At 58.7% G+C, this 23496-nt stretch carries 22 protein-coding genes and 1 riboswitch; of the genes, 6 read left to right on the forward strand and 16 right to left on the reverse strand.

Annotated features, from left to right (window positions below):
* Nucleotide 1: 1 nt before the first annotated feature.
* The 4 genes from moaD to moaA form a co-directional block, all read right to left on the reverse strand.
* The gene (gene moaD / locus OVA10_RS17865) at nucleotides 2-247 is read right to left on the reverse strand and encodes a molybdopterin synthase sulfur carrier subunit (protein ID WP_268196546.1); all 246 of its coding nucleotides are present in this window, start codon (nucleotides 245-247) and stop codon (nucleotides 2-4) included.
* Entirely contained in the window at nucleotides 240-725 is a 486-nt protein-coding gene (gene moaC, locus OVA10_RS17870) for a cyclic pyranopterin monophosphate synthase MoaC (protein WP_100777128.1), read from the reverse strand. Before moaC ends, moaD begins: the two co-directional genes overlap by 8 nt.
* 3 nt (nucleotides 726-728) lie before the next feature.
* Nucleotides 729-1241 carry a molybdenum cofactor biosynthesis protein B gene (gene moaB, locus OVA10_RS17875; RefSeq protein WP_100777129.1) on the reverse strand — a complete coding sequence of 171 codons (513 nt, stop codon included), beginning with the start codon at nucleotides 1239-1241 and terminating at the stop codon, nucleotides 729-731.
* 22 nt (nucleotides 1242-1263) lie between these two features.
* Entirely contained in the window at nucleotides 1264-2253 is a 990-nt protein-coding gene (gene moaA, locus OVA10_RS17880) for a GTP 3',8-cyclase MoaA (protein ID WP_268196547.1), read from the reverse strand.
* Nucleotides 2241-2374, reverse strand: a riboswitch (molybdenum cofactor riboswitch). Its footprint overlaps the gene before it by 13 nt.
* 227 nt (nucleotides 2375-2601) lie before the next feature.
* On the opposite strand from moaA, the gene yvcK reads away from it, so the two are divergent.
* On the forward strand, nucleotides 2602-3510 hold the full coding sequence (yvcK, locus tag OVA10_RS17885) for a uridine diphosphate-N-acetylglucosamine-binding protein YvcK (protein ID WP_100777131.1): 909 nt from the start codon (nucleotides 2602-2604) through the stop codon (nucleotides 3508-3510).
* Between the two features lie 94 nt (nucleotides 3511-3604).
* Here the strand turns inward: yvcK and uvrB are convergent, their stop codons facing one another.
* Complete coding sequence (gene uvrB / locus OVA10_RS17890; protein WP_102105221.1) at nucleotides 3605-5620, reverse strand: excinuclease ABC subunit UvrB; 2016 nt, start codon at nucleotides 5618-5620, stop codon at nucleotides 3605-3607.
* A gap of 709 nt (nucleotides 5621-6329) precedes the next feature.
* Here uvrB and OVA10_RS17895 point away from each other — a divergent pair.
* Nucleotides 6330-7052, forward strand: coding sequence for an ABC transporter ATP-binding protein (locus OVA10_RS17895; protein ID WP_181827512.1), 723 nt, complete (start codon nucleotides 6330-6332; stop codon nucleotides 7050-7052).
* On the opposite strand, the gene bioD is transcribed toward OVA10_RS17895, so the two are convergent.
* From bioD to bioB, 4 genes are read right to left on the reverse strand one after another with little or no spacing between them, the layout of a single operon-like run.
* Nucleotides 7015-7716 carry a dethiobiotin synthase gene (gene bioD, locus OVA10_RS17900; RefSeq protein ID WP_268196548.1) on the reverse strand — a complete coding sequence of 234 codons (702 nt, stop codon included), beginning with the start codon at nucleotides 7714-7716 and terminating at the stop codon, nucleotides 7015-7017. The two genes, OVA10_RS17895 and bioD, sit on opposite strands and share 38 nt — an antisense overlap.
* Entirely contained in the window at nucleotides 7709-8464 is a 756-nt protein-coding gene (bioC, locus tag OVA10_RS17905) for a malonyl-ACP O-methyltransferase BioC (RefSeq protein ID WP_181827510.1), read from the reverse strand. Before bioC ends, bioD begins: the two co-directional genes overlap by 8 nt.
* Nucleotides 8451-9602 carry an 8-amino-7-oxononanoate synthase gene (bioF, locus tag OVA10_RS17910; protein WP_268196549.1) on the reverse strand — a complete coding sequence of 384 codons (1152 nt, stop codon included), beginning with the start codon at nucleotides 9600-9602 and terminating at the stop codon, nucleotides 8451-8453. The genes bioC and bioF overlap by 14 nt, the downstream gene beginning before the upstream one ends.
* Nucleotides 9599-10639 carry a biotin synthase BioB gene (bioB, locus tag OVA10_RS17915; protein ID WP_268196550.1) on the reverse strand — a complete coding sequence of 347 codons (1041 nt, stop codon included), beginning with the start codon at nucleotides 10637-10639 and terminating at the stop codon, nucleotides 9599-9601. The genes bioF and bioB overlap by 4 nt, the downstream gene beginning before the upstream one ends.
* 89 nt (nucleotides 10640-10728) lie before the next feature.
* Here bioB and bioA point away from each other — a divergent pair, with 89 nt between their 5' ends.
* Together bioA and OVA10_RS17925 are read left to right on the forward strand one after the other, a co-directional pair.
* Nucleotides 10729-12018 carry an adenosylmethionine--8-amino-7-oxononanoate transaminase gene (gene bioA / locus OVA10_RS17920; RefSeq protein WP_416079739.1) on the forward strand — a complete coding sequence of 430 codons (1290 nt, stop codon included), beginning with the start codon at nucleotides 10729-10731 and terminating at the stop codon, nucleotides 12016-12018.
* 71 nt (nucleotides 12019-12089) lie between these two features.
* Nucleotides 12090-12566 carry a kinase inhibitor gene (locus tag OVA10_RS17925; RefSeq protein WP_100777139.1) on the forward strand — a complete coding sequence of 159 codons (477 nt, stop codon included), beginning with the start codon at nucleotides 12090-12092 and terminating at the stop codon, nucleotides 12564-12566.
* Between the two features lie 104 nt (nucleotides 12567-12670).
* On the opposite strand, the gene hutH is transcribed toward OVA10_RS17925, so the two are convergent.
* The 5 genes from hutH to hutI all read right to left on the reverse strand — a co-directional run bounded on the left by hutH (nucleotide 12671) and on the right by hutI (nucleotide 18916).
* Nucleotides 12671-14191, reverse strand: coding sequence for a histidine ammonia-lyase (hutH, locus tag OVA10_RS17930; RefSeq protein WP_181827507.1), 1521 nt, complete (start codon nucleotides 14189-14191; stop codon nucleotides 12671-12673).
* Nucleotides 14191-15876, reverse strand: a complete 1686-nt coding sequence (hutU, locus tag OVA10_RS17935; protein ID WP_231276515.1) for a urocanate hydratase — start codon at nucleotides 15874-15876, stop codon at nucleotides 14191-14193. The genes hutH and hutU overlap by 1 nt, the downstream gene beginning before the upstream one ends.
* 127 nt (nucleotides 15877-16003) lie before the next feature.
* Nucleotides 16004-16738: a histidine utilization repressor gene (locus OVA10_RS17940; RefSeq protein WP_268196552.1), complete on the reverse strand. Its 735-nt coding sequence runs from the start codon at nucleotides 16736-16738 to the stop codon at nucleotides 16004-16006.
* A gap of 19 nt (nucleotides 16739-16757) precedes the next feature.
* Complete coding sequence (gene hutG, locus OVA10_RS17945; RefSeq protein WP_268196553.1) at nucleotides 16758-17696, reverse strand: formimidoylglutamase; 939 nt, start codon at nucleotides 17694-17696, stop codon at nucleotides 16758-16760.
* Entirely contained in the window at nucleotides 17693-18916 is a 1224-nt protein-coding gene (gene hutI / locus OVA10_RS17950; RefSeq protein WP_268196909.1) for an imidazolonepropionase, read from the reverse strand. Before hutI ends, hutG begins: the two co-directional genes overlap by 4 nt.
* Nucleotides 18917-19140: 224 nt before the next feature.
* Here hutI and OVA10_RS17955 point away from each other — a divergent pair, with 224 nt between their 5' ends.
* Entirely contained in the window at nucleotides 19141-20424 is a 1284-nt protein-coding gene (locus OVA10_RS17955; protein WP_100777145.1) for a putative acyl-CoA thioester hydrolase, read from the forward strand.
* A 56-nt stretch (nucleotides 20425-20480) separates the two neighbouring features.
* Here the strand turns inward: OVA10_RS17955 and pgl are convergent, their stop codons facing one another.
* A complete protein-coding gene (gene pgl / locus OVA10_RS17960; protein ID WP_100777146.1) occupies nucleotides 20481-21476 on the reverse strand; it encodes a 6-phosphogluconolactonase in 996 nt (331 codons plus the stop codon).
* A 141-nt stretch (nucleotides 21477-21617) separates the two neighbouring features.
* Here pgl and OVA10_RS17965 point away from each other — a divergent pair, with 141 nt between their 5' ends.
* Nucleotides 21618-22436 carry a pyridoxal phosphatase gene (locus tag OVA10_RS17965; protein ID WP_268196554.1) on the forward strand — a complete coding sequence of 273 codons (819 nt, stop codon included), beginning with the start codon at nucleotides 21618-21620 and terminating at the stop codon, nucleotides 22434-22436.
* Here the strand turns inward: OVA10_RS17965 and modC are convergent, their stop codons facing one another.
* Entirely contained in the window at nucleotides 22437-23495 is a 1059-nt protein-coding gene (gene modC, locus OVA10_RS17970) for a molybdenum ABC transporter ATP-binding protein ModC (RefSeq protein WP_102105236.1), read from the reverse strand.
* Nucleotide 23496: the final 1 nt, after the last annotated feature.

Consider the following 23496-nt stretch of genomic DNA (forward strand, 5'->3'; position numbering starts at 1 on the left):
ATTACCCCCCTGTAACCGGCGGGAAAAACGCCACTTCATCACCGGCATTAAGCGGATGGGAAAACTCCACCAGCGTCTGATTTACCGCCGCCAGCAGTTTTCCCTCTTCGAGCGCCAGCGCCCAGCGATCGCCTTGCGCCGCCAGATGGGCACGCAGGGCTTCGACGTTGTCGAACGGCGTCTCGAGCGTCAGGCTGTCGATATTGACAAGCTCTCGCACCTGAGCAAAAAAAAGCACTTTAATCATGATTGTCCGCCCTGAAATCACCGGATTTGCCGCCGCTTTTCGCCAGCAGACGAACCGGGCCAATCACCATATCCTTCTGCACCGCTTTGCACATATCGTAAATGGTGAGCGCCGCAACCGAGGCCGCCGTTAAGGCCTCCATCTCGACGCCTGTTTTGCCGGTCAGACGGCACAACGTCTCGATACGCACGCGGTTGTGCTCCGGCTCAGCCTGCAGGCTCACTTCAACCTTGCTGAGCATCAGCGGGTGACACAGCGGGATAAGATCCCAGGTACGTTTCGCGGCCTGAATTCCGGCGATACGCGCGGTAGCGAAAACGTCACCCTTGTGGTGGCTGCCGTCGATAATCATCGCCAGGGTTTCTGGCAACATGGTTACGAAAGCCTCGGCGCGCGCTTCGCGCACCGTTTCGGCCTTGGCGGAAACATCCACCATATGCGCTTCGCCAGCGGCGTTAATGTGGGTCAATTGCGACATAGCTTATTTCTTCAAATGAGGATGAAAATTACACGGACGAGTGCGGGCATCCAGCTGCGGAGCGATGATGTTCTCCCATGCGGTGCGGCAGGCTTTGGTGGAGCCTGGCATGGCGAAAATCAGGGTATTGTTGGCGATCCCGGCCACGGCGCGCGACTGTAGCGTGGACGTACCGATCTCCTCAAAGGAGAGCATCCGGAACACTTCGCCAAAGCCCTGGATTTCGCGGTCGAAGAGCGGGAGCAGCGCTTCTGGCGCCTGATCGCCTGCGGTAAAACCGGTGCCGCCGGTGATCAATACCACCTGCACCTCTGCGCTGGCGATCCACTGGGAGACCTGAGCGCGAATGGCGTAGCGATTCTCTTTCACTATCGCTTTATCAATGATGCTGTGCCCCGCCTCGTGGGCGGCGTCGCGCAGCCAGTGGCCGGAGGTGTCATCCTCCTCACCACGACGTTCAGAAACGGTAAGAATAGCAATACGCGTCGGAATAAATTCAGCGCTGACCTGACTCATTTTCTGGTTCCTTTTAAGCCGATTACCCGCCGATGTAAGACAGGTTTTGTGTAATCCCGGTGTCGCCCTGATGCAGGAAATGGGTCTGTTTTTTATGCGTCAGAGCAGCAGAAATGCGCGCTTCGAGGGCCTCCTGCTGCGCATCGTCTTCCAGCAGATCGCGAAGATCCACGCCGCCGTCGCCGAACAGGCACAGATGCAGCTTGCCCACAGACGAGACGCGCAGACGGTTGCAGGTGGCGCAGAAGTCTTTCTCATAGGGCATGATAAGCCCAATTTCCCCTTCATAATCCGGGTGACAAAAGACCTGCGCCGGGCCGTCGCTGCGTTGGCGAATCTGGTGGATCCAGCCGCGCTTCAGCAGCGCATCGCGCAGCACCATGCCGGAGATATGATGACGACGGAACAGGTCACTGCCCTCGCCCGTCTCCATCAGCTCAATAAAACGCAGTTGAATGCGGCGGGGTTTGACCCACGCGAGGAAGGTGTCGAGCTGGTGATGGTTTACATCGCGCATCAGCACCGTATTGACTTTGACTTTGTCGAAACCGGCTTCGAACGCCGCATCGATCCCCTCCATCACTTGGCGAAACTTATCCTGCCCGGTGATGGCGTGAAACTGGCGTGCATCGAGGCTGTCGACGCTGACGTTGATGGCCGTGAGACCCGCATCGCGCCACTGGGCCACATCGCGGGCTAAGCGATAGCCATTGGTGGTGACGGCGATTTGGCGAATGCTCTCGTTTTCACGAATGGCGGCGATGATGTCGGGAAAATCACGACGCAGAGAGGGTTCGCCACCCGTGAGACGGACTTTTTCCGTGCCAAGCTCAGAAAACGCACGCGTGACGCGGCGCACTTCCCCGACGGAAAGAAATCCGTTATTGGTGACGCTGCCCGGCTTATAGCCGTCTGGCAGGCAATAGGTGCAACGAAAATTGCACACATCGGTAATCGACAGACGTAAATAGAAAAACTTACGCGCGAAAGCATCTGTGAGTTGAGAAGCCATGTACACCTTTCCAGTACGGGAGGCACAGTCATTTCTTTCTGTACCCTGGTGACGTTTCCGTCACGGCCAGGGCGCCATATCGTGTGACACAGGCGCCAGGGCTAGAGTGTATGTTTTCAAATTTGAAAACGTGGGTTATGCCGATAGTAGCGCGGAAATGGCGCTTTCGCCATTCGCCGATTTCGCTATATAATTATATATATAGCGACCTGATCGTACACTTTCACTACAGAATACGTAAAAATCAATGTTTCGCATTGATATACGTCATTTTGACAGGGGTCGGGCATCGTCTTTTAGGGGTAGTTGGGTTACTGTTACGCGGATCAAATGTCATAAGGAATCTGTATGCGCAATCGCACTTTTGCGGATCTTGACCGTGTGGTCGCTCTCGGCGGAGGGCATGGGCTGGGGCGGGTTATGTCGTCATTATCCTCGCTGGGCTCCAGGCTCACCGGGATCGTGACCACCACCGATAACGGTGGCTCAACAGGTCGTATTCGTCGTTCAGAAGGCGGTATTGCCTGGGGCGATATGCGTAACTGTCTTAACCAGTTAATTACCGAACAAAGCGTCGCATCGGCGATGTTTGAGTATCGTTTTGGCGGTAACGGGGAACTTTCCGGGCATAACCTCGGAAATCTGATGTTAAAGGCGCTGGATCACCTGAGCGTACGCCCGCTTGAGGCGATCAATTTAATCCGAAATCTGCTGAAAGTGGATGCTTTCCTGATTCCTATGTCGGAACAACCGGTCGATTTGATGGCGATCGACATGGAAGGGCATGAAGTTTACGGCGAGGTCAATATTGACCAGCTGGTAGTCCCGCCCAAAGAGCTAATGACCTACCCGACTGTTCCCGCCACGCGCGAAGCGGTGGAAGCAATCAGCGAAGCGGATCTGATCCTCATCGGCCCTGGCAGTTTTTACACCAGTCTGATGCCGCTGCTGCTGGTAAAAGAGCTGGCCCAGGCGCTGCGCAGAACACCCGCGCCGATGGTGTATATCGGTAATCTGGGGAAAGAGCTTAGCCCTGCCGCCGCCAGCCTTTCGCTTGCCGATAAACTCAATCTGATGGAGCAGTACGTCGGTAAAAAAATCATCGACGGCGTGGTTGTAGGGCCGAAGGTGGATGTTTCGGGAATGGAAGGTCGTGTGGTGGTGCAGACAGAGCTGGAAGCGAGTGATATTAAATATCGCCACGACCGGCATTTGCTGCGCCTGGCGCTGGAAAAAGCGATTCAGGCGTTGGGATAACAACCGAACTGCGCCCGGTGGCGGTACGCTAACCGAGCCGACAACGCATCCGAACGGTTAGCCGGGCAGACGCAATGCCGCCCGGCAACGCGAGTTACGACGCCGCGATAAACAGATCGCGCAGCTTATGCAGCTGATCGCGAAGTTGCGCCGCTTCTTCAAACTCCAGATTCTGCGCATGCTGCATCATCTGCCCTTCCAGTTCGTGGATTTTCTGCTGCAGCGCTTTCGGTGTCAGCAGCACTTCCACCGCATCGGCCTCAACCGGATGACGCGCTTTTCCGCGGCCTTTGGTTTTCGCAATCCCCTGGCCCAGCGCCAGAATATCCACCACTTTCTTGTTCAGCCCCTGCGGGGTGATGCCATGCTCTTCGTTGTACTGCTGCTGTTTCTCACGACGACGTTCCGTTTCGCCGATCGCTTTCGCCATCGACGCCGTAATTTTGTCACCGTACAGAATCGCTTTCCCGTTGATGTTACGCGCCGCGCGGCCAATGGTCTGAATCAGGGAGCGCTCAGAACGCAGGAAGCCCTCTTTGTCGGCATCCAGAATCGCCACCAGCGACACTTCCGGCATGTCGAGACCTTCTCGCAACAGGTTGATCCCCACCAGAACGTCAAACTCACCAAGACGTAAATCGCGAATGATCTCCATACGCTCAACGGTATCGATATCCGAGTGCAGATACCGCACGCGCTCCCCGTGCTCTTCCAGATACTCGGTCAAGTCTTCCGCCATACGTTTGGTTAGCGTAGTGACCAGCACACGCTCGTTAACCGATGCGCGAGCGCGGATCTCTGAGAGCAGATCGTCCACCTGCGTTCCCACCGGGCGAACTTCGATAATAGGGTCCAGCAGGCCCGTTGGACGTACCACCTGATCGATAACTTCATCACCGGATTTCTCCAGCTCGTAGTTCCCCGGCGTGGCCGACACATAAATCGTTTGCGGGGCCAGCGCCTCGAACTCTTCAAATTTCATCGGGCGGTTATCGAGCGCCGACGGCAGACGGAAACCGTACTCCACCAGCGTCTCTTTTCGCGCGCGGTCACCGCGATACATGCCGCCGATCTGCGGAATAGTGACGTGAGATTCGTCCACCACCAGCAGACCGTCAGCCGGGAGATAATCGAACAGGGTTGGCGGTGCCTCGCCAGGACCACGCCCGGAGAGATAACGCGAGTAGTTTTCGATGCCCGAGCAGTAACCCAGCTCGTTCATCATCTCTAAATCGAACTGCGTACGCTGGCTCAGACGCTGCTCTTCGAGCAGTTTGTTATTCGCCAGCAGCACTTTACGACGGTCCGCCAGCTCCACTTTGATCTCTTCCATCGCCTGTACGATACGCTCGCGCGGGGTGACGTAGTGGGTTTTCGGGTAGATGGTAAAGCGCTGAATCACCGACTCAACGTGGCCGGTCAGGGGATCAAACAGCGACAGACGCTCGACTTCCTCGTCAAACAGCTCAACGCGCAGAGCCAGATCGTCGGATTCTGCCGGGAAGATGTCGATCACTTCGCCGCGCACGCGGAAAGTACCGCGCTGGAACGCCTGGTCGTTACGGGCATACTGCAGCTCCGCCAGACGGCGTAAAATCGCGCGCTGATCGATAATCATCCCGATGGTCAGGTGCAGCATCATCTTGAGATAAAGATCCGGATCGCCCAGACCATAGATGGCGGAGACCGACGCCACCACGATCACATCCCGACGCTCAAGTAGCGCTTTCGTCGCCGACAGACGCATCTGTTCGATATGTTCGTTGACCGAAGCATCTTTCTCGATAAAGGTGTCTGAGCTGGGTACGTAGGCTTCCGGCTGGTAGTAATCGTAGTAGGAGACGAAATATTCGACGGCGTTTTCCGGGAAGAACTCTTTCATCTCGCCATACAGCTGCGCCGCCAGCGTTTTGTTGGGGGCCAGCACCATCGTCGGGCGCTGCAGATCCGCAATCACATTGGCAACGGTAAAGGTTTTGCCCGAACCGGTCACACCCAGCAGGGTCTGGTGCGCCAGCCCGTCTTCCAGCCCCTCTTTCAGGCGACGGATCGCATCCGGCTGATCGCCAGACGGACGGAAAGCAGAATTCAGTTTGAACAATTTACTCATGGGCGACAACCTGATGACGGAAAAAGCGGCAGGTGAGTAATTTTACTCGCGGCTGGCAAATTTGCCAGTAATTAATACTGGATGTAAAACCAGTGGCGTGTAAGGATATCTGGATTAGCATCCGCCTGATGAGCGCGAAAGGGGCCAAAATTTAGGCTGTGACGAGATAAAACACCAGCAATGTTCGGTTATCCCCAGAACATTTCTATTTTTAACATTTGTCAAGCCACGTAATGATAGTTTTATGGCAGTCAGTGACACTTTCATGACGATGATTGCTTTTGTCTAACTCGTTAATTCATAGAAGATATTTCTTAAAGCCGCGTTTCGCATCAATTCATGCGCAGGCCGCGTCTTCTCTCGCTTGCCTCAGGTTTTCTAACTCTAATGCACATGGTTATCCACAGGAATAGTGGATAAGTGCTTCCAGCCCGTACAGACCGCGACTCCGCAAATTCCCGGTTTTTCCCAAGGGCATGTCCGTAAAAAATATTTATAGGTCTTTTTTGATGATATTCAGCCCCACCGCGCATAACCGACTGGCGAGATCTTAATCACATTTCCGTCATTATGTGCACAGCACGCCCTTTTAACGGCTGTGAGCCAAATCTGAAAAGTGCAGCATATCGAACCACGCCATCGGTTATGGCAAGGGTTTTGCAAATTATCCTGAGACGTCTCATCCCTCATGCGTTTTAAGGAGTGAAATATGCTAAGTCTGCGCGCCGTTAATCAGTTCTATGGAAGTCAGCACACGCTGTGGAATGTCGATCTGGATTTGCCGCCAGGGATGTGTACCGGTGTTATCGGGCTGCCGGGTATGGGGAAAACCACGCTTATCAACTGCATCACCGGCCAGTTGCCCATCGAGAGCGGCACCATCATCTGGCATGAAGCGGGCGCGCCACCGTGCAATTTGAGCAGCGCTGCACCTGAGCAGTGCGCGATGCCGGGCATTGGCTATGTCTCACAGGACCGACGGATTTTCTCACAGCTCACCGTCGAGGAGAATCTGCACGTGGCCATGCGCGCCAAAGGTGCGCCCGATGCGGCGGCGAGCAGTGATATTTACGAGCTGTTTCCCCAGCTCTGGCCGCTGCGCCACGCCAGAGCGACGGGGATGTCGCCTGACGAGCAGTACCAGCTGGCGCTGGCCAATGCGCTCATTTGCCGCCCTCGTCTGCTGATTCTGGACGAGCCGCTGCACGGCGCGGGAAGCACCTTTGCCATCCGGCTTGGGCAACTGCTGATGCGGTTGAGTCGGGAGCTGGGAATGACGGTGCTGTTAGCGGAACAGCAGCTGTCGTTTATTCGCCGGGTGGCCGATCGTTTTTGCGTGCTGTATCGCGGGCGTAACGTGGCTCAGGGCCACGTTAACGAGCTGGATGATGAGCTTATCGCCCACTGGATGTCGCTGGATGCAAGACGCTGAGATCGAGATACTGCCCGGTCTCGGCCTGCTCTGCGCCCTCAGCAAGCCAGGGGATCTCCCCGAGGAACGGCGCAGGAAGGACGTTTTTCAGCGTCGCAAGATACTCCTGATGACGTTTACCTGGGGCCACCACGTCGTTGGCGATCCAGCCTGCGAAGGGTAAACCGGCCTGCTGAATCGCCTGCGCGGTGAGCATCGCGTGGTTGATACAGCCGAGCTTAACGCCCACGACCAGGATCACCGGCAGCCGTTCTTCCTGCACCCAGTCAGCAAACGTCTGATGCGCCGAGAGCGGCGTAAACCAGCCGCCTGCCCCTTCGACCAGCACCCATTCCGCCTGCTGCTCCAGCGCGCGCAGACCTGCAGAGAGAACCGAAAACGCAATCGGGCGCTGCTCGTCGGCGCTGATGATGTGCGGCGAGGTCGGCTCGGCGAAGGTGTACGGATTCACCGCCTGATACGGCAGTGCAAGCGTGCTGTGGCGTTGCAGCGCCAGCGCGTCGGAGTTGCGCAAGCCCTCCGGCGTTATCTCGCTGCCGGAGGCGACCGGTTTGTACCCGGCGGTGATGAATCCCTGCACACGCGCCGCCTGCAACAGCGCCGAGCTGGCGACGGTTTTACCGACTTCAGTGTCGGTTCCGGTGACAAAATAGCGTTCAGTCACGTTCGATAATCCCATGAAAGAGTTGATAAGAGAGCGGGAATTCCCCGCGCACACGCGGCCACGCCAGCTCAAGCTGCGTAAGTTCGCCGCGCGTGAGCGGTTTTCGCGCCCGTCCATCGTGCAGATGGGTGGCGCCAATCCCTTTCAGCGAGCGCATCGCGCTCAGGGCATCGCTGAAAGAGAGGGTAACGACCTCCGTGATGGCCCTGTAGCGCCACCCGGCGAGGGCGTCGTTCACCGCCTGCGCCGGTAAAAAACGGTTGGCGTGCGGCCGTTCATCCACCGCACGCCAGGCCTGATTCAGCTCCGGCAGAGAGTTATCGAGCAGCGTGGTGAAAGCGACAGTGCCGCCGGGGCGCGTGACCCGATACAGCTCGCGCAACGCCTGCGGCAGACTGGCGCACCACTGCACCGCCAGATGGCTCCAGACCAGGTCAAATTGCGCGTCCGGCAGCGGAATAGACTCGATGTCCCCCACCAGATAATCATCGGCCGCCTGCTGATAGCGCGCCTGTTCCAGCATTTGCGGGGAGAGGTCGAGGGCCGTCACATGGCTGCCCGCCTCGCGCCAGAGACGGCTGTTTGCGCCAGGCCCGCAGCCTGCATCCAGCACGGTGTGGAAACGCCCCTCGCCGAGCAGCGTTTTCAGCCCCTGGGCGCTCCGGCGCTGCAGGTCGTCGTGTCGGGAATAACTTTGTGCCGCTCGCCCGAAAGCAGAGGCGATGGCCTGCTTATTAACCTGCGTCATGCAGCGCCTCCAGTAAATCATCAATGTCCTGCGTGTGGTGCGCAGCCGTCAGGGTCAGGCGTAATCGAGCAGTGCCCGCCGGGACGGTTGGCGGGCGGATCGCCGTCACCCACATGTCACGCTCGCGAAGCTGCTGCGCCAGATGCAAGGCACGGCTGTTCTCGCCCACAATCAGCGGCTGGATGGCACTTTGCGAATCGGTCATCTGCCAGGGTAGCTCGCGCACGCCCGCCCGAAAGCGCTGGATGTGCGCAGCCAGAGTGTGTCGCCGCTGCTCGCCCTCTGCGCTGCGGACAACCCTCAGCGCTTCCAGCAGCGCCACGGCCTGCGCGGGCGGCATACTGGTGCTGTAGATCAGATGGCGGGCGAATTGCAGCAGGTAATCCGCGACGGATTCGCTGCATAACACCGCCGCACCGCTGATGCCAAACCCTTTGCCGAAAGTCACAATTAGCAGCTCCGGTTTAACATCCTGGCGGGCGGCACTTCCGCGCCCTTCCGCGCCCAGCACACCAACGCCGTGGGCATCGTCCACCAGCATCCAGGCGTTGTGCTGGCGTGCCGCGGCATAGAGTTCAACCAGCGGAGCGCAGTCGCCGTCCATGCTGAAGACCCCCTCCGTCACCACCAGCTGTTGCCCGTCGCAGGATTTCGCCAGCAGCGCGTTGAGCTGGGCGGCGTCGTTATGGGCAAACCGGCGCAGCTGCGCCGGGCTGAGGCTGGCCGCTTCGAGCAGGGAAGCGTGGCTCAGACGGTCGGCGACAATCCGATCCTCTTTTCCCATCAGGGCCGCAATCAGCGCCTGATTGGCGGCAAAACCGGAGATAAACAGCAGCGCGCGGGGATAGCCGAGCCAGTCAGCAAGGGCCTCTTCCAGCGCCTGATGCGCGGTGGTGTAGCCCGTCACATGCCCCGACCCGCCGCTGCCGACGCCCCAGGTTTCCGCCCCCTGCTGCCAGGCGCGAATGATCGCCGGATGCTGGCTCAGGCCGAGATAATCGTTGCTTGAAAAGTTGCAGAACCGGCGCGTTTCGCGGATCAGAAAACGCCCGCCACTTTCGACCGCCGAGCGCGAGCGAAATGCGTCCGCCGCGCGGCGTTCCTCCAGCGCGGCGTCGATGCGGTGTTGCCAGGTCATAGGGCTGCCGCGTTGTAGAACTGTTCAGTGTCGGCGTTGAAAAGCTGCTGTTCCAGCTGGTGCTGCTGCTCGTTATCACCCGTCAACACCTCGGTCTGATGCGGATTCAGCCCCAGTTTGCGGAACAGCTGGACGTCTTTGTCCTCTTCCGGGTTTGGCGTGGTGAGCAGTTTGCAGCCGTAGAAAATTGAGTTTGCGCCCGCCATAAAGCACATCGCCTGAGTCTGCTCGCTCATCTGCTCACGGCCTGCGGAGAGGCGCACAAACGAGGTCGGCATCATGATGCGCGCGACGGCAATCGTGCGGATAAAATCAAATGCATCCACGTCATCGTTATCGGCCATCGGCGTGCCTTTGACCTTCACCAGCATGTTGATCGGCACGCTTTCCGGCGGCGTCGGCAAATTCGCCAGCTGCAACAGCAGACCGGCGCGATCTTTTACCGTTTCACCCAGGCCGACAATCCCCCCGGAGCAAACTTTGATCCCCGCGTCGCGCACCTTGTCGAGCGTATCGAGACGCTCCTGGTAGGTACGGGTGGTGATGATGTTGCCGTAGAATTCCGGCGAGGTATCGAGGTTATGGTTGTAGTAGTCCAGACCCGCCGCCGACAGGAGCTGCGCCTGCGTTTCATTGAGCGTGCCGAGCGTCATGCAGGCTTCCAGCCCCATCGCTTTCACGCCCTGCACCATCTGCTCCAGATACGGCATGTCACGGTCGTGCGGGTTTTTCCACGCGGCTCCCATGCAGAAGCGGGTCGAACCGGCGTTTTTCGCCTTGCGTGCCGAGTCGAGCACCTGCTCCACTTCCATCAGCCGCTCGGCCTCCAGCCCGGTTTTATAGCGCGCACTTTGTGGGCAATATTTGCAGTCTTCCGGGCAGGCACCGGTTTTGATCGACAGCAGCGTGCTGACCTGCACATGGCGCGGATCGAAGTGCTGGCGGTGGATTTGCTGGGCTTCGAACATCAGTTCGAGGAAAGGTTTGTTAAATAATTCGGTGACTTGCGACATTGTCCAACGTACAGGGTTAGCCATCGGGCTTCTCCAAAAAGGGGTTCAGTTCATTGTGGGTTCGGTTTATACTTGTAAACCTAAAACTTTTCAAAATGGTTTACAAGTCGATTATGACCCCGGACGATCTCGCCTTCGACAAGCAACATATCTGGCACCCCTACACCTCCATGACCCGGCCGCTGCCCGTTTATCCGGTCGCCTCGGCGCACGGGTGTGAACTGCATCTGGCTACCGGCGAAACGCTGGTCGACGGAATGTCCTCCTGGTGGGCAACCATCCACGGGTACAACCATCCGCGCCTGAACGCGGCGATGAAAACGCAAATTGACCAGATGTCCCACGTGATGTTTGGCGGGATCACCCATCAGCCGGCGATTGAGTTGTGTCGTCGGCTGGTCTCCATGACCCCGGACGCGCTGGAATGCGTTTTCCTCGCCGATTCCGGTTCGGTGGCGGTGGAAGTGACGATGAAAATGGCGCTGCAGTACTGGCAGGCGAAAGGCGAGCCGCGCCAGCGTTTCCTCACCTTCCGCAACGGCTATCACGGCGACACCTTCGGCGCGATGTCGGTCTGCGATCCCGATAATTCGATGCACAGCCTGTGGCAGGGCTATCTGCCAGAAAACCTGTTCGCCCCGGCGCCGCAAAGCCGTTTTGGCGGCGAGTGGAACGAAATGGATATGGTCGGATTTGCCCGTCTGATGGCCGCCCATCGCCACGAAATTGCCGCCGTGATCCTTGAGCCTGTCGTACAGGGCGCGGGCGGAATGCGCATGTATCATCCCGAGTGGCTGAAACGCATCCGAAAGATGTGCGATCGGGAGGGTATCCTGCTGATTGCCGACGAAATCGCGACCGGATTTGGCCGCACCGGCAAGCTCTTTGCCTGCGACCATGCGGAGATCGCCCCGGATATTTTGTGCCTCGGTAAAGCCCTGACGGGCGGCACCATGACCCTCTCCGCAACGCTCACGACCCGTCACGTAGCCGACACCATCAGCGACGGCGAAGCCGGCTGCTTTATGCACGGCCCAACGTTTATGGGCAATCCGCTGGCCTGCGCGGTCGCCAGTGAAAGTCTGGCTATTCTGGAAAGCGGTGAATGGCAGACGCAGGTTGCGGCGATTGAATCGCAGCTCACGCGTGAACTGGCGAGCGCGGCGCAGTCAGCGTTCGTGGCCGACGTGCGGGTGCTGGGCGCAATTGGCGTGGTCGAAACGCGCCACCCGGTGAACATGGCGGCATTGCAACGTTTCTTCGTCGAGCGTGGCGTGTGGGTGCGACCGTTCGGCAAACTGATCTACCTGATGCCGCCGTACATCATCACCCCAGAGCAATTGCAGAAGCTGACCCGCGCGGTGAATGAGGCTGTTAACATTCCCGCACATTTTGCGATTTAACCCAACGCGTTAGCTTCGGTATGCTGTTTTATGCAGTACACTTTTTGCATGGCTACGTACGGAGAAATCGCATGAAGATAATCAGTCAGGATCTGCGCGACGGTGAAAAATTACCCGAGCGTCACGTGTTTAACGGCATGGGTTATCAGGGCGATAATATTTCGCCGCACCTGGCCTGGGATGATGTTCCGCCGGGGACGAAGAGTTTTGTCGTCACCTGCTACGACCCGGATGCGCCAACCGGCTCCGGCTGGTGGCACTGGATTGTGGCAAACCTGCCCGCCGACACGCGCGTGCTGCCGCAGGGCTCCGGCTCTGATTTAACGGCGTTGCCGGAAGGGGCCATTCAGACCCGCACCGATTTCGGCAAAGCCGGATATGGCGGCGCGGCGCCGCCAAAAGGCGAGACGCACCGGTATATTTTCACCGTGCATGCCCTGGACGTTGAGAAGATCGATGTGGATGAAGGCGCGAGCGGCGCAATGGTCGGCTTTAACGTGCATTTTCACACGCTGGGAAGCGCGTCGATTACGGCGATGTATTCGTAAAAAAAGCCGGGCGGCGGCGTCGCCTCACCCGGCCTGTACGGTTCATTCATCACGAAAACGTCGTTTTACAGGCCCGGCAAGCGCAGCGCTGCCGGGCTTTTGCTTTATAGCACCGCGGGTAATAACGTCACCAGGCTCCCCGCCCTCAGCAATTCCATCGCCTTATCAATATCCGGTGCAAAGAAACGGTCGTCGTCGTAGTGCGTGACGTGCTCACGCAACGTCTGGCGCGCCTGCTCCAGCAGGGGACTGGATTTCAGCCCTTCGCGCAGGTCGATCCCCTGCACCGCCGCCAGCCACTCGACCGCGATCACGCCGCGCGTATTGTAGGCCATCTCCCACAGACGACGCCCTGCCGCCGGCGCCATAGAGACATGGTCTTCCTGATTGGCCGAGGTCGGCAGACTGTCCACGCTGTGCGGATGGGACAGCGCTTTGTTCTCGCTCGCCAGCGCCGCCGCCGTCACCTGGGCAATCATAAACCCGGAATTTACGCCGCCGTTGCGCACCAGGAATGGCGGCAGTTGCGACATGTGTTTATCCATCATCAGTGCGATACGACGCTCAGAGAGCGAACCTATTTCGGCAATCGCCAGCGCCAGATTATCGGCGGCCATCGCCACCGGCTCCGCGTGGAAGTTCCCGCCCGACACCACATCATTCTGCTCGGCGAACACCAGAGGGTTATCGGAAACCGCGTTCGCTTCCACCAGCAGCACGTCGGCGGCCTGACGAATTTGCGTCAGACACGCGCCCATCACCTGCGGCTGACAGCGCAGGGAGTACGGGTCCTGCACCTTGTCGCAGTTATGGTGCGAATCCGCAATTGCGCTGGTATCAGTCAGCAGATGACGGTACATCGCCGCCGCATCAATTTGCCCGCGCTGGCCGCGCACCTCATGGATACGCGCATCAAACGGACGACGCGAACCGAGCACGGCTTCCGTGGTCAGCGCACCGCACACCACCGCCGAGGCAAACAGATCTTCAGCTTCGAACAGACCGCGCAGGGCGAAGGCTGTGGAAGCCTGGGTGCCGTTCAGCAGGGCCAGTCCCTCTTTCGCCGCCAGGGTAATTGGCGTTAGTCCGGCTTTTTGCAGCGCCTCTTTGGCGGGTAGCCATTGCCCCTGCCAGCGAGCTTTGCCCTCGCCGAGGAGCAGCAACGACATGTGCGCCAGCGGCGCCAGATCGCCCGAGGCCCCCACCGAGCCTTTGGCCGGGATCCACGGATAGACCTGCGCGTTGACCAGAGCGATAAGCGCCTGAATCACGCTCAGGCGGATACCGGAGAAACCGCGCGCCAGGCTGTTAATTTTCAGCACCATCATCAGTCGGACGATCTCGTCATCCAGCGGTTCGCCGACCCCCGCCGCGTGTGACAGCACCAGCGAGCGCTGTAAGTTTTCCAGATCGTGCGTGGCGATGCGCGTCTGCGCCAGCAGGCCAAAACCGGTGTTGATGCCATAGGCCGTGCGATCTTCGGCAACGATGGCTTCCACGCAGGCGACGCTGTCGTTGATCGCCTGATGGGCGTTTTCATCCAGGGTTAGCGTAACCGGGTGGTGCCAGGCGCTGCGCAGGTGAGCGAGTGTTAGCGCGCCGGGCGTAATAGTCAGTGCATTCATCAGTGTTTTCCTTGTGTGGCGGCGACCATCGGCAGGTTCAGCCCCTGCTCTTTCGCACAGTCAATCGCGATGTCGTAACCCGCGTCGGCATGGCGCATGACGCCTGTCGCCGGGTCGTTATGCAGTACGCGGGCGATGCGGGCGGCAGCTTCGTCGGTACCGTCGCAGACAATCACCATGCCCGCATGTTGGGAGAAGCCCATCCCGACGCCGCCGCCGTGGTGTAGCGAAACCCAGGTCGCGCCGCTGGCGGTATTCAGCAGGGCGTTGAGTAATGGCCAGTCAGAGACCGCGTCAGAGCCGTCCTGCATAGCTTCGGTTTCGCGGTTTGGGCTGGCGACTGAGCCGGAATCCAGGTGGTCGCGACCAATCACAATCGGCGCGGAGACTTCGCCGCTGCGCACCATTTCGTTAAAGGCCAGGCCGAGTTTTTGGCGCCACTCCAGCCCCACCCAGCAGATACGCGCGGGCAGCCCCTGGAAGTTGATGCGTTCGCGCGCCATGTCCAGCCAGTGGTGCAGGTGTGCGTCGTCGGCGACGATGGCTTTCACTTTGGCATCAGTTTTGTAGATATCTTCCGGGTCGCCCGAGAGCGCTACCCAGCGGAACGGGCCAATGCCGCGACAGAACAGCGGGCGGATATAGGCCGGGACAAAACCAGGGAAGTCGAAGGCGTTTTCCACGCCCATCTCTTTCGCCATCTGGCGAATGTTGTTGCCATAGTCGAAGGTCGGTACGCCCATTTTGCTGAACGCCAGCATCGCCGACACATGCTCAGCCATCGAGCGTTTGGCGGCCAGCACCGTCCCTTCCGGGTCGCTTTGGGATTTTTGCTGGTACTCTTCCCAGCTCCAGCCTTTTGGCAGGTAGCCGTGGAGCGGATCGTGGGCGCTGGTCTGGTCGGTGACCAGGTCCGGGCGCACGCCGCGCGCCACCAGTTCCGGAACGACCTCCGCCGCGTTGCCGCACAGGGCAATCGACACGGTTTTGCCTTCGGCGGTGTATTTCTGAAGGCGCGCCAGCGCGTCATCGAGATTGTCGGCCTGCTCATCGACATAGCGGGTGCGCAGGCGGAAATCGATGCGGCTCTGCTGGCATTCGATGTTCAGGGAACAGGCACCCGCGAGAGTTGCTGCCAGCGGCTGTGCGCCGCCCATGCCGCCCAGTCCGGCGGTCAATACCCAGCGCCCTTTCAGGGAGCCGTTATAGTGCTGGCGTCCGGCTTCGACGAAGGTTTCGTAGGTGCCCTGCACGATGCCCTGGCTGCCAATGTAGATCCAGCTGCCCGCAGTCATCTGGCCGTACATCGCCAGCCCTTTGGCGTCCAGCTCATTAAAGTGTTCCCAGGTTGCCCAGTGCGGAACAAGGTTTGAGTTGGCAATCAGCACCCGTGGCGCATTCTTATGGGTTTTGAACACCCCGACCGGTTTACCGGATTGCACCAGCAGGGTTTCGTCGATTTCGAGGTTGGTGAGCGCGTCCACAATGGCGTCGTAGCATTCCCAGTTACGCGCCGCGCGACCGATGCCACCGTACACCACCAGCTCGTGCGGGTTTTCGGCGACGTCGGGATCGAGGTTGTTCATCAACATGCGCAGCGGCGCTTCGGTGAGCCAGCTTTTGGCGGTGAGCGTGGTGCCGCGCGGGGCGCGGACATCCTGCTGACGGTATTTACCTGACGACATTGTGTGGTCCTCATACGGGATGAAAGATACAAACAGATATACTTGTATAGACAACCACGCACAAGGTCAGATTTAACAATAAAGATACAATTTTGTTATATTGTGTTAGCTATCACGCTTTGAAAACCTATGACATAAAGTGGCCTTGTAACCGGTAACGGGAACCGGGGAATAACAGTCTGGCGTGCGAGACAATCTGCCCGGAAGACCAGGTGCGGCGGCGGATCAGCAGGCACGGGTCGTGCTCTTTAATCCGCAGTTGTTCGCACTCCTGCGGCGTGGCGCGCACCGCTTCGACAATGTGTTCGCCCTCGGTCAGCGGAGCGACCTGTGACAGCCAGGCGTGGGGCGTGGTCTGGGTATAATCCTGCTGAAGATAATCGGGCACCCGTTCGGCGTTGACGCAGCGATCCTCGATTTGCACCGGAACGTCGTTCTCGAAATGCACCATCACCGAGTGGAAAATCCGCGCCCCCTCTTTGACATTCAGCTCAACCGCCTGCTCCGCACTGGCCTGCGTCTCCTCAAGCACCAGCACTTCACAGTGGTGCTGATGATTGCGCGAGGCGATCTCGTCGGCAATGCTGCGGATTTCAAACAGCGCCGACTGCCCTTTCGGCTCGGCGACGAACGTTCCCACCCCCTGCAAACGCACCAGCAGCCCTTCGTCCGTGAGTTCACGCAGCGCGCGGTTGATGGTCATACGGCTGAAACCAAACTGGGCCACCAGTTCGGCCTCGGAGGGGATGCGGTCGTGCGGCTGCCAGACGCCGGTGGCGATCTTCTCGCTGATGGCCTGTTTCACCTTTTCGTAGAAAGGGGCTGGCGCGCTGGAAGGCGGATTCGGTGAGCGTGAAAACATGGTTACTCCTTAAAATGATTTATGCCCACCAGTGAGCAATTTGCCAGGCCAGACGCGCCGTGAGCCGCGCGCCCTGTCCGTCGCGATCGTATATTGGATTAAACTCGACCAAATCTACTGCCTGCAGTTTTCCGCTGCGACAGATTTCGCCAATCACCGGCATTATATCCAGCGCCGACACGCCGAGCGCCGCCGGGGCTGAGACGGCAGGCATTTCACCGGCAGGCAGTACGTCGAGATCGATGGTCAGATAGACGCGGTCGGCCTGCGCCAAAACGCTTTCCAACACTGGTAACGCCTCGCGGCGAAAATCGAGATCTTCCACCAGCGTCACGTTGAGGCGGGCCGCTTCGTCCCACAGCGCCTGCGTATTCGCCGCCCGGCTGACGCCCAGACAGGCGTACTGAAACTCGCGATTCTGCGCCTCGCAATACTGCGCGAGCTGGCGGAACGGCGTGCCTGATGTGGCGTGGTCGGCCTTGCGGAGATCAAGGTGCGCGTCGAGATTGATAATCGCAACGCGTTCGTGAGGAAAGGCATCCAGCACGCCGCGACCGTGGGCCCAGGCCGTTTCGTGGCCGCCGCCGAACACCAGCGTGCGCATGCCCGACTGCTGGCAGGCCAGCACCGCATCACTCAGCGCGCGCTGAGCATCTTCGAGCCGATCGCCCGCAACGGCGATGGTGCCCATATCGGTCAGCGTGTCGTGCCCGCTGTGGCTGGCCATATTTGCCAGCGCTTTACGCAGCACGTCGGGCGCCTGCGCAGCACCGGGCCGCCCATGGTTGCGCCGCACGCCTGCATCACACTCGAAACCTAACAGCGCAATGCCTGAATTTTGGGGCGTAAAACGCTCGTTCTGGGCGATAGTCTGAAAAATTCGCAGCGCGTTGCTGGCTTCGCTGCTGTCGTCGCGCCCCTGCCAGAGATCAGCGGGCGTTGGCCGCCAGAGTGTCATGATACTTTCCCTCGAAACACACGCTGATAGAGCGGATTACGCCCCGGCTCGTAGACCATTTCCACCGGCCGCTCGGCATCCCAGATGACGAAATCAGCGACAAAACCGGCCTTGAGCTGACCGTGGGTGGCCCCCCGACCCAGCGCCTGTGCCGCGTGACGCGTCACGCCTGCCCATGCCTCTTCCGGCGTTAAACCAAACTGCACACAGGCCATGTTCATCGCCAGATGCAGGCTGGCAAACGGGCTGGTGCCGGGGTTGTAGTCTGTGGCGACAGCCATCGGCACGCCCTGTTTTCGCAGCTGATCGACAGGCGGGCGCTGGCGTTCCTGTAAGAAGTAGAACGCGCCGGGTAGCAGCACTGCGACCGTGCCGCTGTGCGCCATCGCCTTGACCCCCGCGTCATCGAGATACTCAATATGATCGGCGGACCAGCCGTGGTAGCGGCTCACTAATGCGGCGCCCCCCAGCCTGGAAAGCTGTTCGACGTGGCCTTTGACGGGAATGCCCAGCGCGGTGGCCGCCTGAAACACCCGTTCGGTTTGCGACAGCGTGAAGCCGACGTTCTCGCAAAATACGTCCACCGCTTCAAACAGCCCTTCGCGCCAGAGAGTCGGCATGATCTGCTCGCAAACCTGCGTCAGATAAGCGTCCGGATCCTGACGGTACTCCTTCGGCACGGCGTGGGCGGCGAGCAGCGTTGGGCTGATCTCAACCCGATGGCTTTGCGCCAGAGTCTGGATGACGCGCAGCATTTTCTCTTCGGTCTGCGCATTCAGGCCATAGCCCGACTTGATCTCAAGGGTGGTGACGCCTTCCTGCATCAGGCGATGCAGACGCTGTTCCGCCCGCTTCAGTAATGATTGTTCATCGCTTTCGCGGGTGGCGGCCACGGTCGCATTGATTCCGCCGCCCTGGGCGCTGATGGTCTGATAAGAGACGCCGTTCAGACGCTGCTCCCACTCCGCGGCGCGATCGCCACCGAACACCAGATGGGTGTGACAATCGATCAGACCGGGCGTGACCAGACGCCCCCCGAGATCGACCTGATGAGCATGTGCAACCGGGACCTCCGTTTCAGGGATAATCGCCACAATCCTCTCGCCGCGCACCACCAGAGCCGCATTGTCACGCAGGCCGTAAGGTGCGGGTTCATCAGGGTTCATGGTCGCCAGTCGTGCGTTACGCCAGATAAGATCGTCGGGATGAAGCTGATGCATAGGACTTCCGCTTGTCATGAGTTGTATAGACATTTATTTTCATTCGTTTGCCCGTGTCAACCGGCTTTACGGAAATTGTTATTTATTTGTGACGACTTCCCCGCCGGGCGCGGGTGAAATATGCAACTTTTTCGTATTTCATCTTCCCGTTTCGCTCAACTTAGTATAAAAAAGCAGGCTATTTCGATCATCCCGTTAAGACTCGCGAAGCAAGGAGCTTTCCCTTGAACATTTCCAGGATTTCTCGTCTGGCGTTGGCACTCGCCTTTGGCGTGACACTGTCAGCGTGCAGCTCAACGCCACCTGACCAGCTGCCCTCTGAGCAGGCCGCACCCGGCACGGCATCTCGCCCAATTCTGTCTGCTGGCGAAGCGAAAAACTTCACCGCCGCACATTATTACACTGCCATGGACCCGAACGCGGCACCGTGGACGCCTTCTTCTATTAGCGTTCCTGCGCAGCCTAACTTCGTGGTTGGCCCGGCAGGCACGCAGGGCGTGACGCACACCAGCATTCAGGCTGCCGTTGACGCTGCCATTACGAAACACAGCGCATCACGCCAGTACATCGCAATTCTGCCAGGCGAGTATGAAGGGACGGTCTACGTTCCCGCCGCACCGGGCAGCATTACGATTTACGGTACCGGTGATAAAGCGATTGACGTGAAAATCGGTCTGGCGATCGACTCTGAAATCGACCGCAACACCTGGCGTCACCTGGTGAACCCGGCCGGTAAGTATATGCCGGGCAAACCAGCGTGGTATATGTTCGACAGCTGCCAGAGCAAGCAGAGCGCCACTATCGGCATGATGTGCTCGGCGGTGTTCTGGTCGCAGAACAACGGCCTGCAACTGCAGAACCTGACCATTCAGAACACCCTGGGTGACAGCGTGGATGCGGGTAACCATCAGGCTGTGGCGCTGCGTACTGACGGCGACAAAGTGCAGATCAACAACGTGAACATTCTGGGTCGTCAGAACACCTTCTTCGTGACCAACAGCGGTGTGCAGAACACCCTGCAGAATAACCGTCTGACCCGTACTCAGGTGACCAACAGCTATATTGAAGGTGATGTGGATATCGTCTCCGGTCGCGGCGCGGTGGTGTTTGATAACACCGAATTCCGCGTGGTGAACTCCCGTACTCAGCAGGAAGGTTACGTGTTTGCTCCTGCAACGCTGTCCAACATGTTCTACGGCTTCCTGGCCGTGAACAGCCGCTTTACCGCAGCCGGTGACGGCGTGGCGCAGCTGGGACGTTCGCTGGACATCGACTCTGCCACCAACGGCCAGGTCGTGATCCGCGACAGCGTGATTAACGAAGGCTTTAACATGGCAAAACCATGGGCCGACGCGGCGATCTCCAAACGTCCTTACTCCGGTAACACCGGCGCGATGGATGATAAAGGAAACGTGCAGCGCAACCTGAACGACGCTAACTTCAACCGCATGTGGGAATACAACAACCGCGGTCTGGGCAGCAAAGTGGTTGCAGAGCCGAAACAGTAATCCCGAACGCCGGGCATAAAAAAACCTCGCAACTGCGAGGTTTTTTTTTACGCCGCTTAGTGCGCGTTTACCACCACCCACATTGGCCCCTGGCCTACGGCATAGCGCCCTTTCTCTTCCAGCAGGCCCTGCTCGCCTTTGATTTCATACAGCGCGATGTGGTGGGATTTCTGCCCCGCCGCCACCAGGAATTTACCGCTGTTATCAATGTTAAAGCCGCGCGGCTGGGTTTCGGTTGGCTGGAAGCCTTCGATTGCCAGCACGCTGCCATCTTCAGAGATACTGAAAATGGTAATCAGGCTTGAGGTACGGTCGCAGGCGTACAGATGACGACCATCCGGGGTGATGTGAATATCCGCCGCCCAGCGGGTGTCGGTAAAGTCTGACGGCATCATGTCCAGGGTCTGAACGCGTTCAATCTTACCGTTCGGATCGTTCAGTGCCCACACGTCAACAGAGCTGTTTAGCTCATTCACCACATAGGCGTACTGCTGATTCGGGTGGAACACCATGTGGCGCGGGCCTGCGCCCTCAACGGTGGTGATTTCCGCCGGAGTCTGCGCAGCCAGATGGCCGTCGTCGCTCAAGGTAAACAGGCAGATTCGATCCTGTTTCAGCGCCGGAACCCACAGCGTGCGGTTGTCCGGAGAGATATTGGCCGAGTGGCAGCCTTCCAGCCCTTCAACCACTTCCACGGTGTCGCGCGGAAGGCCATCTTCCAGACGCGTGACGCTCACGCAGCCCGCATTGTAAGAACCGCTGAAGATGAACTGGCCTTTGCGATCGGTCGAGATGTGCGTCGGGCTGCCCGGGAGCGGCGCTTCGGCGGTATAGGTCAGGGCACCATCGTCCGGTGCAATGCGGTAGGCCAGCACGCGAAACTCAGGACGCACGCCTACGTACAGAAAACGTTTATCCGGGCTGACAACCATCGGTTGCACCTGTCCCGGCACATCAACAACCTGCACCAGCGTGAGCGAGCCTTCCGCATTCAAACGCCAGACGTGGATCTGCTGGCTCTCAGGACTGGCGGTATAAACGGTTTGTTTCATGAATACTCCTCTCCTCACTGCGCGTGAAAGTGATTAACTTTTTAACGGTGAATGCTGAATTTTAGCCTGGCGTTTTGTGGGTCACGCCTCTCGGTGTACCATCCCCTAAGACCATAATTCAACATTAACCCGGAAGAACAAATGACCTCGCGTGTGATTGCTCTGGATTTAGACGGTACGCTGTTAACCCCGCAAAAAACCCTGCTCCCCTCTTCGCTCGAAGCACTGAAACGTGCTCAGGAAGCGGGATATCAACTCCTGATTGTTACCGGTCGACATCACGTTGCCATTCATCCTTTTTATCAGGCACTGGCGTTAGATACACCTGCAATTTGTTGTAATGGCACTTATTTGTATGATTATCATGCAAAAAAGGTTCTTGAGTCCGATCCGCTGCCGGTGACTGAGGCGTTACAACTGATTGATCTGCTGGATGAGCACGCCATTCACGGCCTGATGTACGTGGATAACGCCATGCTCTATGAGCGCCCGACCGGGCATGTCATCCGTACCAGCAACTGGGCGCTGTCACTGCCCGAGGCCCAGCGTCCGGTCTTTACCCAGGTCTCATCCCTACGCCAGGCGGCCGCCGACGTCGATGCTATCTGGAAGTTTGCTCTGACGGACGAAGATACGAACAAGCTGAACGCATTCGCGAAACATGTTGAGCAGACGCTGGGGCTGGAGTGCGAATGGTCCTGGCACGATCAGGTGGATATCGCGCGTAAAGGCAACAGCAAAGGCAAACGCCTGACGCAGTTTGTTGAATCTCAGGGCGGGTCGATGAAAGACGTGATCGCTTTCGGGGATAACTACAATGACATCAGCATGCTGGAGGCTGCCGGCACTGGCGTGGCGATGGGCAATGCCGACGATGCCGTGAAAGCGCGCGCCAACGTGGTCATTGGCGACAACACCACCGACAGCATCGCGCAGTACATTTACACCCATCTGCTGTGATCAGGCGGTGATCGAGACACTCTTGATCTGCGCGTAAAGCCACAGGCCAGGTTTGATGCCAAGCTCATCCCTGGCCCACGGACTGATGCGCGCCCATAGCTTTCTGCTGCCCACTTCCAGCTGTACTTCCACCTGGCCGTTATCATCCACACACTGGGCCACTTTCGCGCGCAAAATATTACGAATACTGGTTTGCAACGGCGGCTGGAGGACCAGAGAAACATCCGACGCCTGAATGCGTATACGCAGCGCGGATTGCAGCGGCTTGTCGATCTTATTGACCCACAGATGCTGATCGCCCAGCGCCAGCGCCGTCATGGCGTAGTGCGGATGGTGCTCCAGCACGCTGACCTTCAGGATGCTGCTCTGCTGCTCTTTCGGCAGCCACGGATACATCACGCTGCTGCCCCACACCTCTTCCAGCGGCCCAAAGGCCTTCACGCTGCCGTTTTCCAGCACCAGCACGTTGTCCGCCAGATGCAGAATCTCGTCCAGCGAGTGGCTGACATAGAGCATCGGAATGTTAATTTCTCGCGCCAGGCGTTGCAGATAGGGCAACAACTCGCGCTTACGCGGCAGATCGAGCGACGCCAGCGGCTCATCCAGCAGCAGAAGTTCCGGTGCGGTTAACAGCGCGCGGCCAATCGCCACACGCTGTTTTTCACCGCCGGAGAGCGACGACGGAAGCCGGTCCAGCAGCGATTCAATACCCAGCAGCGCGACCAGATTATCAAACTGACCGGCCATGCTTTTCGCCATGCCGTAGCGCAGATTGCCGCGCACTTTATAGTGCGGAAACAGGCGCGCGTCCTGGAACACATAGCCGATGCGCCGTTTTTCAGGGGCCAGGTAAATTTTATTTTCCGCGTCGTGAAGCACGCGATTGTTCAGCGCGATCCGCCCGGTTTGCGGGCGCGTCAGCCCGCTGATGGCATTAATCAGCGAAGTTTTTCCCGCGCCCGAAACGCCAAAGACGGCGGTAATTCCGCTGGCGGGCAACGTTTCGTTGAGCACCAGACAGTGGTTGCCGAGAGTTTGAGTAAAGTTGAGTTCCAGCATG

Origin of the sequence: Lelliottia sp. SL45, from assembly GCF_026672535.1 — a bacterium.
Classification (GTDB): Bacteria; Pseudomonadota; Gammaproteobacteria; order Enterobacterales; family Enterobacteriaceae; genus Enterobacter; species Enterobacter nimipressuralis.

Coding starts and splice junctions, on each gene's coding strand:
- OVA10_RS17895 (WP_181827512.1), top strand. CDS start 6,330: ATGCTAAGTCTGCGCGCCGTTAATCAGTTCTATGGAAGTCAGCACACG.
- OVA10_RS17940 (WP_268196552.1), bottom strand. CDS start 16,738: ATGTTTTCACGCTCACCGAATCCGCCTTCCAGCGCGCCAGCCCCTTTC.
- hutH (WP_181827507.1), bottom strand. CDS start 14,191: ATGAATGCACTGACTATTACGCCCGGCGCGCTAACACTCGCTCACCTG.
- yvcK (WP_100777131.1), top strand. CDS start 2,602: ATGCGCAATCGCACTTTTGCGGATCTTGACCGTGTGGTCGCTCTCGGC.
- moaC (WP_100777128.1), bottom strand. CDS start 725: ATGTCGCAATTGACCCACATTAACGCCGCTGGCGAAGCGCATATGGTG.
- pgl (WP_100777146.1), bottom strand. CDS start 21,476: ATGAAACAAACCGTTTATACCGCCAGTCCTGAGAGCCAGCAGATCCAC.
- bioB (WP_268196550.1), bottom strand. CDS start 10,639: ATGGCTAACCCTGTACGTTGGACAATGTCGCAAGTCACCGAATTATTT.
- moaD (WP_268196546.1), bottom strand. CDS start 247: ATGATTAAAGTGCTTTTTTTTGCTCAGGTGCGAGAGCTTGTCAATATC.
- moaA (WP_268196547.1), bottom strand. CDS start 2,253: ATGGCTTCTCAACTCACAGATGCTTTCGCGCGTAAGTTTTTCTATTTA.
- hutG (WP_268196553.1), bottom strand. CDS start 17,696: ATGACACTCTGGCGGCCAACGCCCGCTGATCTCTGGCAGGGGCGCGAC.
- moaB (WP_100777129.1), bottom strand. CDS start 1,241: ATGAGTCAGGTCAGCGCTGAATTTATTCCGACGCGTATTGCTATTCTT.
- hutI (WP_268196909.1), bottom strand. CDS start 18,916: ATGCATCAGCTTCATCCCGACGATCTTATCTGGCGTAACGCACGACTG.
- OVA10_RS17925 (WP_100777139.1), top strand. CDS start 12,090: ATGAAGATAATCAGTCAGGATCTGCGCGACGGTGAAAAATTACCCGAG.
- bioF (WP_268196549.1), bottom strand. CDS start 9,602: ATGACCTGGCAACACCGCATCGACGCCGCGCTGGAGGAACGCCGCGCG.
- bioC (WP_181827510.1), bottom strand. CDS start 8,464: ATGACGCAGGTTAATAAGCAGGCCATCGCCTCTGCTTTCGGGCGAGCG.
- hutU (WP_231276515.1), bottom strand. CDS start 15,876: ATGTCGTCAGGTAAATACCGTCAGCAGGATGTCCGCGCCCCGCGCGGC.
- bioA (WP_416079739.1), top strand. CDS start 10,729: ATGACCCCGGACGATCTCGCCTTCGACAAGCAACATATCTGGCACCCC.
- uvrB (WP_102105221.1), bottom strand. CDS start 5,620: ATGAGTAAATTGTTCAAACTGAATTCTGCTTTCCGTCCGTCTGGCGAT.
- modC (WP_102105236.1), bottom strand. CDS start 23,495: ATGCTGGAACTCAACTTTACTCAAACTCTCGGCAACCACTGTCTGGTG.
- OVA10_RS17965 (WP_268196554.1), top strand. CDS start 21,618: ATGACCTCGCGTGTGATTGCTCTGGATTTAGACGGTACGCTGTTAACC.